12 protein-coding genes are annotated in these 12921 nt (G+C 73.5%); 7 read left to right on the top strand and 5 right to left on the bottom strand.

Features of this window, described 5'->3' with window-relative positions; translation table 11 throughout:
- Window positions 1-160 precede the first annotated feature (160 nt).
- Window positions 161-1111, top strand: coding sequence for a cytochrome c oxidase subunit II (locus ND486_RS16240; RefSeq protein ID WP_226357677.1), 951 nt, complete (start codon window positions 161-163; stop codon window positions 1109-1111).
- Between the two features lie 16 nt (window positions 1112-1127).
- A complete protein-coding gene (locus ND486_RS16235; protein ID WP_062395961.1) occupies window positions 1128-1526 on the top strand; it encodes a cytochrome c oxidase subunit 4 in 399 nt (132 codons plus the stop codon).
- A gap of 169 nt (window positions 1527-1695) precedes the next feature.
- Here ND486_RS16235 and ND486_RS16230 read toward each other — a convergent pair whose 3' ends face one another.
- Both ND486_RS16230 and ND486_RS16225 read right to left on the bottom strand, forming a co-directional pair.
- A complete protein-coding gene (locus tag ND486_RS16230) occupies window positions 1696-2655 on the bottom strand; it encodes a hypothetical protein (protein ID WP_251785008.1) in 960 nt (319 codons plus the stop codon).
- Window positions 2656-2839: 184 nt separating this feature from the next.
- Window positions 2840-3997: an acyl-CoA dehydrogenase family protein gene (locus ND486_RS16225; RefSeq protein ID WP_251785007.1), complete on the bottom strand. Its 1158-nt coding sequence runs from the start codon at window positions 3995-3997 to the stop codon at window positions 2840-2842.
- Between the two features lie 139 nt (window positions 3998-4136).
- Here ND486_RS16225 and ND486_RS16220 point away from each other — a divergent pair, with 139 nt between their 5' ends.
- Window positions 4137-5591, top strand: a complete 1455-nt coding sequence (locus ND486_RS16220) for a sensor histidine kinase (RefSeq protein ID WP_251785006.1) — start codon at window positions 4137-4139, stop codon at window positions 5589-5591.
- Between the two features lie 20 nt (window positions 5592-5611).
- On the top strand, window positions 5612-6250 hold the full coding sequence (locus tag ND486_RS16215; protein WP_226358027.1) for a response regulator transcription factor: 639 nt from the start codon (window positions 5612-5614) through the stop codon (window positions 6248-6250).
- Here the strand turns inward: ND486_RS16215 and ND486_RS16210 are convergent.
- On the bottom strand, window positions 6247-8022 hold the full coding sequence (locus ND486_RS16210; RefSeq protein ID WP_251785005.1) for an NHL domain-containing thioredoxin family protein: 1776 nt from the start codon (window positions 8020-8022) through the stop codon (window positions 6247-6249). The two genes, ND486_RS16215 and ND486_RS16210, sit on opposite strands and share 4 nt — an antisense overlap.
- Before the next feature lie 77 nt (window positions 8023-8099).
- On the opposite strand from ND486_RS16210, the gene ND486_RS16205 reads away from it, so the two are divergent.
- On the top strand, window positions 8100-8906 hold the full coding sequence (locus tag ND486_RS16205) for an Fpg/Nei family DNA glycosylase (protein ID WP_251785004.1): 807 nt from the start codon (window positions 8100-8102) through the stop codon (window positions 8904-8906).
- A 24-nt stretch (window positions 8907-8930) separates the two neighbouring features.
- Complete coding sequence (locus tag ND486_RS16200; protein WP_251785003.1) at window positions 8931-9509, top strand: hypothetical protein; 579 nt, start codon at window positions 8931-8933, stop codon at window positions 9507-9509.
- Window positions 9510-9536: 27 nt separating this feature from the next.
- Here ND486_RS16200 and ND486_RS29805 read toward each other — a convergent pair whose 3' ends face one another.
- Together ND486_RS29805 and pgi are read right to left on the bottom strand one after the other, a co-directional pair.
- Window positions 9537-10208, bottom strand: a complete 672-nt coding sequence (locus tag ND486_RS29805; RefSeq protein ID WP_251785002.1) for a phosphatase PAP2 family protein — start codon at window positions 10206-10208, stop codon at window positions 9537-9539.
- A 46-nt stretch (window positions 10209-10254) separates the two neighbouring features.
- A complete protein-coding gene (gene pgi / locus ND486_RS16190; protein WP_374231420.1) occupies window positions 10255-11916 on the bottom strand; it encodes a glucose-6-phosphate isomerase in 1662 nt (553 codons plus the stop codon).
- A 473-nt stretch (window positions 11917-12389) separates the two neighbouring features.
- On the opposite strand from pgi, the gene ND486_RS16185 reads away from it, so the two are divergent.
- Window positions 12390-12857, top strand: coding sequence for a DoxX family protein (locus ND486_RS16185; protein ID WP_100878037.1), 468 nt, complete (start codon window positions 12390-12392; stop codon window positions 12855-12857).
- The last annotated feature ends 64 nt before the right edge of the window (window positions 12858-12921 follow it).

The following is a 12921-nucleotide window of genomic DNA, read 5'->3' as shown; positions in this document are numbered from 1 at the left end:
CGGCCCGACCGGGGTTCGTCTAGGCTCTACGCGAGGTCGAAGACGGTGCTCCATACGGGTGGCACATGATCCCCTTCGACCGCGGTGTCGTGACGGCGGAGCAAGGAAGAACGTGCTGGCAGTGCGGCGTACGCAGGAGACGACAGGAAGGCGGCGTGCAGTGGCCCGAACCGAAGGCCGCTCCCGGATCGCCCGGGCGGCGAAGGTGGCCGTGGTCGGCCTGCTGGCGGCTCCGGCTCTGGCCGGTTGCTCGGTCCAGGAGGTCATCCGGTTCGGGTGGCCCGAGGGGGTGACCCCCGAGGCCGAGTCGATGCGCAACCTGTGGACCTGGTCCGCGATCGCGGCGCTGGTCGTCGGTGTCATCACCTGGGGCGCCATGTTCTGGGCGATGATCCTGCACCGGAAGCGCAAGGACGACGACGGCTCGCTGCCGCGCCAGACGCAGTACAACCTGCCGGTCGAGCTCGTCTTCACGGCGATCCCCACCGTCATCGTCGCCGTGCTCTTCGGCTTCACGGTGAACGTGCAGAACTACATCGACAAGGAGAACCCGACCGCGGGCGGCCCGGCCGACCTGCGGGTCGACATCGTCGGGTTCCAGTGGAACTGGGAGTTCTCCTACCCCGACGAGGCCGGCCAGGGCGGACGCCCGGTGAGCACGCTGGGGACGAGCGACACGATCCCGATCATGGTCCTCCCGACCGACCGGTCGATCCAGTTCACGCAGCGCTCGCCCGACGTGATCCACTCGTTCTACGTGCCGGAGTTCCTCTTCAAGCGCGACGTCTTCCCGTTCCCGGAGCGGAACGAGCAGGACAACACCTACATCATCGACCGGATCGACCGTGAGGGTGCGTTCGTCGGTCGCTGCGCCGAGCTGTGCGGCACGTACCACTCGCAGATGAACTTCGAGGTGCGTGCCCTGGAGCCCGCGCTGTTCGACCGGTACATCCAGCTCCGCAAGGAGACCAACCCGCAGACCGGGCAGGCCTACTCGACCGGCGAGGCGCTGCAGGCGCTGAACTGCGGCGAGTGGTGCGCGCCGGAGGCGATCAGCACGCAGCCGTTCTCGACCGACCGCGGCCAGCTGGCCGCGCAGGTCACGGGCTGAGGGAGGACGCGCACCCATGAAGATCGAGTCCCGGCTCTTCGAGATCGTCACCGGCTTCTTCATCCTGGCCGCGCTGGCGTACATGTTCATCGCCGGTGAGGTCGTCGGCGTGACCGCGCTGTGGCTGACCGCCGGTCTGTCGCTGATCGTCGGCACGTACTTCCGGTTCGTCTCCCGCCGCCTCGAGGAGCGCCCCGAGGACAACCCCGAGGCCGAGGTCTCCGACGGTGCCGGCGAGGTGGGCTTCTTCTCCGCCGGCAGCTACTGGCCGCTCGGCCTGGCCGCCGCGGCCGCCTTCGCCGCCCTGGGTGTGGCCTTCTGGTACGCCTGGATGATCGTCATCGGCATGACGCTGGTGCTGATCGCCGTCGGCGGCCTGGTGTTCGAGTACCACCGGGGCCCCGCCGCCCACTGATCGACCGCAGCCCACGACGGCCCCGCCCGGGATCCCCGGGCGGGGCCGTTCGTCGTCCCAGCTGCTGCCTCTCACGTCCGCGGCTCCCCCGGCCTGCCCCCAGGGGAACTCTCGTGGCTTAGAGCGCTACGAGAGTTCCCCTGGGGGCACCCCGGGGTCGCCCCTCGGCTCAGGCGGCGTCGTCGAGGTGGACGACGTCGGGACGGGGCTGGGCGAGAGCGCGGGCGTGACATCGGCGTAGCTCGTCGACGATCTCGGCCGGTCGTCGTCGCAGGTCCGAGGGCAGCGTCTGCACCACGACGACACCGTGCCTGCTGAGGGCGGCCCGCCTGCGCACGGTGCGGGCGTAGTCCTCCGGGGAGAGATGGAACTCGATTGAGTCGATCTCCCAGGCGAGACCCGCGTCCGGCCACCAGAAGTCGACGACGGCGATCAGGACGCCACGCCGGTCGGTCAGCCGGACGTTGGACCGCGGCACCGGCAGACCGCTGCGGAGCACCAGCTTCCGCGCCCTGGCCTCGGCCACGGAGCGCACTCCCGCGGTCATCTCGCCGAGGACCGCCCGGGGCAGGGCGACTCCCCGGCTGCTGCAGACAGCCAGCTCCTCCCGGAGCTCGTCGATCGTGCCGTGCCCGTGTTGCAGGAGATCGGCGAACAGGTCCCGGACGAAGTCGCGATCGCGGGAGCACCGAGCCGCGTCGACTGCCGCGCGCACCACCGGTGCGACCGGGTGCCGGCGTGCTCCCGGGACCGGCAGACGCCGCGTCCGTTCCGTCCGCACCACCGACCACCTTCCGCGCCGACGGTCGTGCGGGACGAGCACGTGCACCGGGCCGTGGGGCGACGGCGCGGTGCGCACACCGTGCAGGTGCAAGGCGTCGAGCCCGGTCAGCATCGCGTCCGGCCCGGCGACGATCAGGGCTGCCCGCTGCCGGTCGTCTCGGACCACGGAGCCGTTGGACAGCTTGACGACCCCGGGACAGAGACTGCGCCACGGCCCGCCCGGCCGGCAGCGGCGGGCGATCGTCCTGCGGTCCAGGCCCAGCCTCTCGAGCTCACGGACCGGGACGACGGGTTCGCGGAGCTCGGACAGGACCTCAGCGGGTGAGGGGGCGCTGCGTCGGGGCACCCGACCAGCGTGCCCCCGTCCGGCCCCGCAACCGGGACGACTTCCTCCCCTGTGGACAACCATCCTTCCGCCGCTCCCGCCCGGACTGCCCCGAGTGTCACTTTCGTGGCTTAGAGCGCTACGAGAGTGACCCTGGGAGCTACCCGGAGGGCGGGGCGGGGGCGGTCTGGGGCGCGGGGCGCGGTCAGCTCCGGGCGGCGCGGCCGAGCGCGTCGCGGGCGATGATGACCTGCTGGATCTGGCTGGTGCCCTCGTAGATCCGGAAGAGCCGGGCGTCGCGGTAGAACCGCTCGACGGCGACGCCGCGCATGTAGCCGGCCCCGCCGTGCACCTGCACCGCGCGGTCGGCGACCCGGCCCACCATCTCCGAGCAGAAGTACTTCGCGGCGGCGGGCCCGGAGACCATGTCGGTGCCGTCGTCGAAGCTGCGGGCGGCGTCGAGGACCAGGCCGCGGCCCGCGCGGGCGTCGGTCACCGAGTCCGCGACCAGGCCCTGGACCAGCTGGAACCGGGCGATCGGCTTGCCGCCCTGCTCGCGGGTGCGGGCGAACTCGACGGTCTCGTGGACCAGCCGGTCGGCCATCCCGACGCAGACCGCGCCGATGTGCAGCCGGCCGTGGGCGAGGCACTTCGCGGCGACGAGGAAGCCCTTGTCGATGCCCTCCTCGCCGCCGACGACGTTCTCGAACGGGACGCGGACGTCGTCGAGGTACACGTCGGCGGTCCAGGCGCCGAACTGGCCCATCTTGTGGTCCTTCGGCCCGACCGAGAGGCCGGGGGTGCCCTTCGGGACGAGGAAGGTGGAGATGCCGCGGTTGCCGGGGGCGTCCGGGTCGGTCCGCGCGAACACCATGATCACGTCGGCGACGGGGGAGTTGGTGATGTAGCGCTTGGAGCCGTTGAGGACCCAGCCGTCGCCGTCGCGGACGGCCCGGGTGGTGAGCGAGGAGGGGTCGGAGCCGGCGTCGGCCTCCGTCAGCCCGAACGAGGCGGTGACCTCGCCGGAGGCGAGCCGGGGCAGCCACTGCTTCTTCTGCTCCTCGGTGCCGCCCTCCAGCAGCACGTGCCCGGCGATGCCGTTGTTGGTGCCGAACAGCGAGCGCAGCGCGGGGGTCGTCCAGCCGAGCTCGAACGCGAGGCGGACCTCCTGCGAGGCGGTCAGGCCGAGGCCGCCGTACTGCTCGGGGATGGTGAAGCCGTAGAGGCCCATCTCCTTGCACTGGGCGACGATGCGCTCGGGGACGGCGTCCTCGGCGTCGATCCGCTCCTCCTGCGGCACCACCTCGGTGCGGATGAAGTCACGGACGGAGTCCAGGACGTCGGTGAGGTCGGCGGGGTCCACGGGCACACCTTCTCGCGTCGTCGCGTCTGTTACCGAGGGGTAGCTCACCATGTCGCCCCCGTCCCACGCGACCCCGGCGGGGTGTTCGTCACCGCCTATCCTCGGGGTGCACCCGTGCCGCGCCGAGCAGGAGGACCGCATGTCCGAGGAGCCGGCCGACCGCGACCTCGCCACCCGCCCCCGCCCCGCCCCCGACGAGCCGGGCGGCAGCCACCTGGACCCGCACCTGGTCCGCGCGCTGGAGGGCTGGGGCAACGGCGCGCTGCGCGAGTACCTGCTGCGCGACGGCGGCCTGCACCTGCCGCACCCGCCGGGCTGGCCGTCGTCGTGGCCGGGGCGCACCCGGCTCGGCGCCCAGATGGCCTACCTGCTGACCGGGCTGCCGCTGGCGGTCGTCAGCGGGGTCGTGGTCCTGGTCGGGCTGGTGCTGGGCGCGGGGACGTTCGTGATCTGGATCGGGCTGCCGATCACCGTCGGGCTGCTGGCCGCGGCGCGCGGGTTCGCCGAGCTGGAGCGCCGGGCCACCGAGGCCGCGACCGGCGGCCCGCTCCCGCCGCACCACTACCGGCCCAACCGCGGGCGCTCGCTGATGGGGCGGCTGTTCCGGGCCCTGGCCGACCCGCAGAGCTGGCGCGACGTCGCGCACGCCGTCACCGCGCTGCCGGTGCGGACGGTGACCGCGGCGATCGCGCTGGTGTGGTCGGTCACCGGCCTGGGCGGCCTGTTCTACGTGTTCTGGCAGTGGTCGCTGCCGCGCGGGCCGAACAACTGGACGCTGTTCGGCTCGATCACCGGCATCGACTCCACCCTCGGCGACGTCGCGCTCAACACCGGGCTCGGCGTCCTGCTGCTGATGACCCTGCCGACGGTCGTGCGCTGGCTGACCGACGTGCGCGCGCTGCTCGCCCGCGGTCTGCTCACCAACCAGACCGCCGCGCTGCGGGCCCGCGCGCTGGCGCTGGCCGCCGGTCGGCGGGCGGCCGTCGCGGCCGAGGCGCAGACCCTGCGCCGGCTCGAACGCGACATCCACGACGGGCCGCAGCAGCGCCTGGTGCGGCTCGGCATGGACCTGGAGTCCGCCGTCCGGCGCCTCGACGACGACCCGGAGCGCGCCCGCCCGCTGCTGCACGAGGCCCTGGAGCAGAGCCGCGAGGCGCTCTCGGAGCTGCGCGCGCTGTCCCGGGGCATCGCGCCGCCGATCCTGGCCGACCGCGGGCTCGGACCGGCGCTGCGGGCCGCCGCGGGGCGCTGCCCGGTCCCGGTCGACCTCGACGTGGGCCTCGACGACGGCGCCCGGCTGCCCGCCCTGGTCGAGAACACCGCGTACTTCGTGGTGACCGAGGCGCTCACCAACATCGCCAAGCACGCCGGCGCGACCGCGGTGACGGTCACCGTGACCGTCGACGAGACCCTGCTGCGGGTCAGTGTCCGCGACGACGGCCGCGGCGGCGCCCACCCGGGCAAGGGGCACGGTCTGGCGGGGCTCGCCGACCGGCTGGAGATCGTCGAGGGACGCCTGGAGGTCGACAGCCCGCCCGGTGGCCCGACCGTCCTGACCGCGGAGGTCCCGGTCGCCGGCCTGGGGGACGCGTGACCCAGGATGGGTCCATGACGATGCGGGTGGTCCTCGCCGAGGACTCGGTGCTGCTGCGCGAGGGCCTGGTCCGGCTGCTGGAGGAGGCGGACGCGACGGTGCTCGCCGCCGTCGGGGACGGCACCGCGCTCGTCGCCGCGGTGGAGGAGCACCAGCCCGAGGTGGCCGTCGTCGACGTCCGGATGCCGCCCTCGTTCACCGACGAGGGGCTGCGGGCCGCGCTGGAGATCCGCAGGCGGTTCCCGTCGGTCGGCATCCTGGTGCTGTCGCAGTACGTCGAGGAGTCCTACGCCACCGACCTGCTGGAGGCCGGCGGCGGGGTCGGGTACCTGCTCAAGGACCGTGTGTCCAAGCTCGCCGACCTCTCCGACGCACTCGGCCGGGTCGCCGCGGGCGGCACCGTGCTGGACCCCGAGGTCGTCTCCGCGCTGCTCACCAAGCGCCGCCGGCGCGACCCCCTGGCCGAGCTGTCCCCGCGCGAGCGCGAGGTGCTGGAGCTCATGGCCCAGGGCCGCACCAACATCGCCATCGGGCGGCTCATGGTGATCACCCAGGGCGCGGTGGAGAAGCACATCTCCTCGATCTTCACCAAGCTCGGGCTGCCGCCGTCGTCGGACGACCACCGCCGCGTGATGGCGGTCCTGGCCTGGCTGGGCTAGACCGAGCGCAGGTCCAGCGCCAGCTCGGCGGGCCCGCCGTCGTCGACGGTCACCGGGATGCCCCAGTCCTGCTGGTAGCGGTGGCAGGCGGCGAACCCGTCCGACGGGTCGTCGCAGGCCGCCGCGGTCACCGCGACCTGCAGCACCCCGGCGCCGACGCCCGGGTCCAGGCGCAGCTCGCGGGTCAGCCCGGTCGCGGTGCCCCCGCCGGACAGCAGCAGCGACGGCGGGTCGGCCGCCACGGTCAGCGACGTCGGGTCGCCGTACCGGTCGTCCAGGTGCTGCCCGGTCGGCGGGGCGAACCCGATCCGCAGCGCCACGCCCGGGGCGAGGGCCGTCGGGGTCCGCCGGACGACGTGGGCGTCGCCGGACACCAGCGACCCGGCCGGGACGGGCAGCCGCACCAGCCGGTGCGCCGCGGACTCGACGACGACCAGCGTCTCGCCGTCGACGAGCAGGTCCGACGGTTCGGCGAGCCCCTCGGCCAGCGTCGAGACCAGGTTCGTCGCGGGGTCGAACCGGCGCACCGCGCCGTTGTAGGTGTCGGCGACGGCGACCGAGCCGTCGGGCAGCACGGAGACCCCGAGCGGGTGCTGCAGCAGCGCCTGCGCGGCCGGGCCGTCGCGGTGCCCGAACTCGAACAGCCCCTGCCCGACGGCCGTCGCGACCGCGGCCCCGGGGCCGTCGCCGACCCGGCGCAGCGCGGAGATCTCGGAGTCGGCGACCCACAGCGTCCCGTCGGGGCCGGCGGCCAGCCCGGACGGCTGGGCGAAGAACGCCTCGTCGAACGCGCCGTCGCGCAGTCCCTCGTTGGTGGTCCCGGCCAGGACCCGGGCCTCGCCGGTGCCGGGGTCGAGCGTCCACAGCTGGTGCGGTCCCGCCATCGCGACGACGACCGTCCCGCCCCACCACGCCAGGTCCCACGGCGAGGACAGCAGCGACGACGCGCCACCGACGGCGACCCGCTCGCGCAGCTGCTCACCGGTCCCGGCCAGGGTGGACACGGTGCCGTCGGCCAGGTCGACCCGCCGGACCGCGTGGTTGACGGTGTCGGCGACCAGCACGGCGTCGCCGGAGGGGAGGACCAGCAACCCCTGCGGCTCGGAGAACCGGGCCTCCGCCGTCGCGCCGTCGGTGAGCCCGCGCTCCCCGGACCCGATCCGCCGCACCTCGGTCTCCAGGTCGGGCTCCAGCTCGACGAGCTGGTGGTGGGCGGTGTCGGACACGAGGAACGTGCCGCCGGGCAGCGCGACGACCTTCCCGGGGAACCGCAGCGCGGTGTCCGGCGCGGGCGGCGGGACGTACGGGTCGTCCCCGCGGCGCAGCCGGTCGCCGTGTGTGCCGACCAGCTCCCGGACCAGCGCGGCCAGCCCGGGGCCGTGGCCCTCGCCCGCCATCCGGGCGACGACGAACCCGTCCGGGTCGATGACGGCCAGGGTCGGCCAGGCGCGGGCGGCGTAGGCGTCCCAGGTGGTGAGCTCGGGGTCGTCGAGGACGGGGTGGGTGACGTCGTAGCGCTCCACCGCGGCCTCGACGGCGGCCGGGTCCGCCTCGTGCAGGAACTTCGGCGAGTGCACCCCGATGATCGTCAGGACGTCACCGAACTCGGCCTCCAGGGGCCGCAGCTCGTCGAGTGCGTGCAGGCAGTTGACGCAGCAGAACGTCCAGAAGTCGAGCACCACGATCCGCCCGCGCAGCCCGGCGAGGGTCACGTCCTCGCCGCCGGTGTTGAGCCACCGCCGTCCGCGCAGCTCGGGCGCCCGCACCTTCATCCGTTCACCAGCAGTCACACCGGCCCCAACGACGGACCGGCGCGCGGGTGTTCCCCGACCACGCCACACTGATCGTCATGCCCGAGCTGCCCGAGGTGGAGAACGCACGCACGGTCCTCGCCGAGGCCGTCGGCCGCACGATCACCGCTGTCGACGACCGCGACGACTGGGTCTGCCGCCCGCACCGGCCCGGTGACATCGCCTCGGCGCTGAAGGGCGGGCGGCTCACCCGGGCGAACCGGATCGGCAAGACCATGTGGTGCGACACCGAGACCGCCGACGGTGAGGCCGGGCCCGCGCTCGGCGTGCACCTCGGGATGGGCGGACGGATCGTCGTCACCGACTCCGACGGTGAGCGCATCGGTGGCGGCCCCGCCCGCCCCGACCGGCAGCCGCGCAAGGCCGAGTGGGACCGGTTCACCATGACCTTCGACGACGGCGGGCAGTTCCGGCTGTTCGACAAGCGCCGTCTCGGCCGGGTCCGGCTCGACCCCGACCTGTCCGGTCTCGGCCCCGACGCGGAGGGTATGAAGCCCGCCGAGTTCCGCGACCGGCTGCTGCGCGGCACGTCGGCGGTGAAGGCGCGGCTGCTCGACCAGTCCGTGCTGGCCGGCGTCGGGAACCTGCTGGCCGACGAGACGCTGTGGCAGGCGCGGATCTCGCCGAAGGTCCCGGTGCGCGACCTGACCCGCACCGACCTGGACCGGCTGCACCGCAACCTCGACCGCGCGCTGGAGCGGGCCATCGCGAACGGTGGTGTGCACACCGGTGAGGTCATCGAGCACCGGCACCCGGGCGGGCACTGCCCGCGCTGCGGGGCGGAGATGGTGCACGGGACCGTCGGCGGGCGGTCGACCTGGTGGTGCCCGCAGGAGCAGGTCTGACCGGGGGCCGTGCACAATCGCCCCATGCCGGACACGTCCGACACCGCTCTGCTCTTCCTCGACCGCGGCCTCGTGCGCGCCGACGACACCCCACCCGACCCCGCGGCCCAGCGCCGCGCCCACACCCTGGTGCGGACCGCCCGCGGTGCCCGGTGGGTCGTCCCCGTGCTGCTGCTCGTCGTAGTGGTGCTCGCGCTCACCCCGGTGGCGGGCGCGGCGTTCTGGGTGGCGGCGGTCGTCGTGCTGGTCGGGGTCGTGGCCGTGGTGCTGCTGCTGACCCGCGCGGCCGCCGTCGCGCACGCCACGGCGGGGCTCCCGGTGCCGATCGAGATCACCGGGAAGGTCGCGACCGCGATGCGTGCCGTGCTCGCGATGACCGGCGCGCTGCGCACCCACCGGAGGGCCGGCGGCGCCGCCGAGGGGGTCGCGCTGCTGCGGCAGTGGACGACGGCGACCGAGGCGTTGCGCGCGGCGTGGCTGCGCGACGACATCGGTGCCTGGCACGACCACGCCCGCACCCTCGCCGCGGCGGGGGAGCGGGCCACGCGCATCACCGGCGGCCTGACCGGCGCCGCGACGCCGGACGGGGACGCCGCGGGCTGACCGGCGCCCTGGAGAGGCCGCGCCGGGTCAGGCCGCGGCGGTGTCCGGTCGCCGGGTCCGCCGGGCGAGCACCAGCGACAGCACCGTCACCCCGGTGAACGCCAGTGCCACCCCGAGCGTCCACCCGGCGAGCACGTCGGAGAGCCAGTGCACACCCAGATAGATGCGGGTGAACCCGACGGCCCCCGCCCACAGCACCGCGAACGCGGTGAGCAGCACCCGGCCGCGTGACCGCAGCACCGGCCACAGCACGAGCACCAGCGTCGTCCACGCGGCGGCGACCATCGTCGCGTGCCCGGACGGCAGCGACTCGTTCGCCACGGCCATCACCTGCAGGTCCGCCGGCGGACGGGCCCGGTCGAGGATCCGCTTGACCACCGTGAACACCACGCTGGCGACGAGCGGGACCGCGGCCAGGCAGAGGCCCTCCGCGACCCGGCCGCGCACCGCGAGCACGGCCCCGCCGACGAGCGCGACCGCCGTGCTCCCGACGGTGTTGCCGAGCTCGGTGACGACCAGCGCGGCCACGGTGACGCCGGGGATCCGGTCCGCGGCCAGCCCGACGGCGGTCTCGGTGTCACCGCCCTGCAGCACGCCCGTCCACGCCAGGGCGATGAGCACCCCGGCGAGGACGAGCAGGGCCGCAGCGACCGGACCGGAGACGCGGGCCCGCAGCGGGGCCGACGGTTGATCGTTCACCGGCCGATTCTCTCCCGGTCGATGCTCGTCCGCCGGGAGAGGTGCCTCAACGGCCGCGCCAGGCGCGGTAGCGACCGATCAGCGCGGCGGTGGACGCGTCGAGACCGGCGTCCGTCGGGTTCGGGTCGTGGAGCGCGGGGCCGAACTGCTTGGCCATGACCTTGCCGAGCTCCACGCCCCACTGGTCGAAGGAGTCGATGCCCCAGATCGTGCCCTCGACGAAGGTGACGTGCTCGTAGAAGGCGATGATCTGCCCCAGCACCGACGGGGTCAGCTTCTCGGCCAGGATCGTCGACGACGGCCGGTTGCCCGGCATCACCTTGTGCGGCACGACGTCGGCCGGGGTTCCCTCGGCCTCGATCTCCGCGGCGGTCTTGCCGAACGCCAGCGCCGCGGACTGGGCGAACAGGTTCGCCATGAACAGGTCGTGGGAGTCGGCGGCGTCCTCGCCGGGCAGGTCGTGGTGCGGGCGGGCGAATCCGATGAAGTCGCACGGCACGAGCCGGGTGCCCTGGTGCAGCAGCTGGTAGAACGCGTGCTGGCCGTTGGTGCCCGGCTCGCCCCAGAAGATCTCGCCGGTGGTCGTGGTGACCGGGGTGCCGTCGCCGCGCACGGACTTGCCGTTGGACTCCATGGTCAGCTGCTGCAGATAGGCGGGCAGCCGGTGCAGGTACTGGGAGTACGGCAGCACCGCGCGGGTGTCGGCGCCGAAGAAGTTCGCATACCAGACGCCGAGCAGCCCGGAGATCACCGGCAGGTTCTGCTCGAGCGGGGTGTGCCGGAAGTGCTCGTCCATGGCGTGCATGCCGGCGAGGAACTCCGCGAAGTGCTCGCGGCCGATCGCGCACATCAGCGACAGCCCGATCGCGGAGTCCAGCGAGTAGCGGCCGCCGACCCAGTCCCAGAACCCGAACATGTTGTCGGTGGAGATGCCGAACTCCGACACCTTCTCCGCGTTCGTGGAGACCGCGGCGAAGTGTTTCGCGACGACCCCGGTGTCGTCCGTCCCGAGCCCGGACAGCAGCCAGGACCGCGCGTTGCGGGCGTTGGTCAGCGTCTCCTGCGTGGTGAACGTCTTCGACGAGACGACGAACAGCGTGGTCGCCGGGTCGAGGTCACGGGTCTTCTCGTACAGGTCGGTCGGGTCGATGTTGGACACGAACCGGCACTCGAGGTCGCGCTGGGCGTAGTCGCGCAGCGCCTCGTAGGCCATGACCGGTCCCAGGTCGGAGCCCCCGATGCCGATGTTGACCACCGTGCGGATCCGCTGCCCGGTGGACCCGGTCCACGCCCCGGAGCGCACCGCGTCGGTGAACTCGCCCATCCGGTCCAGGACGGCGTGCACGTCGGCGACGACGTCCTGGCCGTCGACGGTGAGCGACGCGTCACGCGGCAGCCGCAGCGCCGTGTGCAGCACGGCCCGGTCCTCGGAGGTGTTCACGTGCTCACCGGTGAACATCGCCTCGGTGCGGGCGGGCAGCCCGGCCGCCCGCGCCAGGTCCGTCAGCAACCCGACGGTGTCGCGGGTGATGCGGTGCTTGGAGTAGTCGAGCACCAGGTCGGCCCCGGTGGCGGTGAGCGCACCGGCGCGGTCGGGGTCGTCGTCGAACAGCGACCGCAGGTGCCGCGGCTCGACCTCCGCCGCGTGCTCGGTCAGCGCCGTCCATTCCGTGGTCGCCGTGATGTCGTGGCTGTTCGTGTCGGACACGACGGCCATCATGGCGCAGCGCCGGGGCCCGAGCGCGACGGCACGACCCGGCGGCGCGTCACTGGGCCGCTCGGGCGTACCGCCCGGCGCGCGCAGGGTCGTGCGGGACGAGCGGTCTGTCCGGATCGACGGGCTGCACGTGGCTCCGACGGTCGGTGACCCCCGGGTGGGTGAGTCGCCGGTCACTGCGACGTCCGGGTGATCTGCGCTCCGACAGGGACACGCTGCGTGCCCGCGACCTGCGACGACGTCGGATCGGGGCGACCGCTCGACCGGTCGTGCCGTGTGGGCCACCGGCCACAGTGCTCCCCGGTCGGGTGACACGCGGTGGCGTACATCTCGTCGCGTGCTGCGGCCGTCTCGTCGCGCAGGGTGGCTGAACCGGGCGGCGTAGCGCGTTCGTGCCTCTAGGGTCTTGTGCAGTCCGTGGTGACGAGCTCACCCGCGGTGATCATCTCGTACCTGGAGGAACCGTGTACCGCTCCCTGACCGGAACCCCGCGCGACGTCGCGCTGCTCGTCGCCCGCCTGCTGCTGGCCTACATCATGGTCATGCACTCGTGGAAGAAGATCGACGCCGGTCTGTTCGACACCGCCGCCGTGTTCGCGAAGTTCGGCATCCCGCTGGCGATCGGCGCGGCGTCGTTCACGATCGTGGTCGAGCTCGTGTTCTCGGTCTCGGTCGCCCTCGGTGTCCGCATGGTCCTGCCCGGCGCGATGATGACCTTCGTGATGGCCGGCGCGATCTGGTTCGTCCACGGCAAGAACGGCCTGTTCATGGCCGACAACGGCTGGGCGCTCGTCGGCACCATCATCTGCGCCACGCTGATCCTCATGTCCACCGGCCCGGGCCGGTTCAGCGTCGACGAGCTCCTGTCCCGCCAGGCGGCCCGCCGGATGGAGCAGACCCAGGCGATCCCGCGCCAGACCGTCTCGGTCTGACCCGCACCTCCCGGTCCGCCCGCGTGCCCCGGAGCCGGGCGGGCCGGTGACCCTCCTCCCGGAC

Origin of the sequence: Pseudonocardia sp. DR1-2 (assembly GCF_023717215.1) — a bacterium.
GTDB lineage: Bacteria > Actinomycetota > Actinomycetes > Mycobacteriales > Pseudonocardiaceae > Pseudonocardia > Pseudonocardia alni.
This window is presented reverse-complemented; position numbering and strand designations above follow the sequence as displayed.

Excerpts from the sequence above, each read along its gene's own strand:
- ND486_RS16210 (WP_251785005.1), bottom strand. The coding sequence starts at position 8,022 with ATGAAGGTGCGGGCGCCCGAGCTGCGCGGACGGCGGTGGCTCAACACC.
- ND486_RS16235 (WP_062395961.1), top strand. The coding sequence starts at position 1,128 with ATGAAGATCGAGTCCCGGCTCTTCGAGATCGTCACCGGCTTCTTCATC.
- ND486_RS16205 (WP_251785004.1), top strand. The coding sequence starts at position 8,100 with ATGCCCGAGCTGCCCGAGGTGGAGAACGCACGCACGGTCCTCGCCGAG.
- ND486_RS16200 (WP_251785003.1), top strand. The coding sequence starts at position 8,931 with ATGCCGGACACGTCCGACACCGCTCTGCTCTTCCTCGACCGCGGCCTC.
- ND486_RS16215 (WP_226358027.1), top strand. The coding sequence starts at position 5,612 with ATGCGGGTGGTCCTCGCCGAGGACTCGGTGCTGCTGCGCGAGGGCCTG.
- ND486_RS16220 (WP_251785006.1), top strand. The coding sequence starts at position 4,137 with ATGTCCGAGGAGCCGGCCGACCGCGACCTCGCCACCCGCCCCCGCCCC.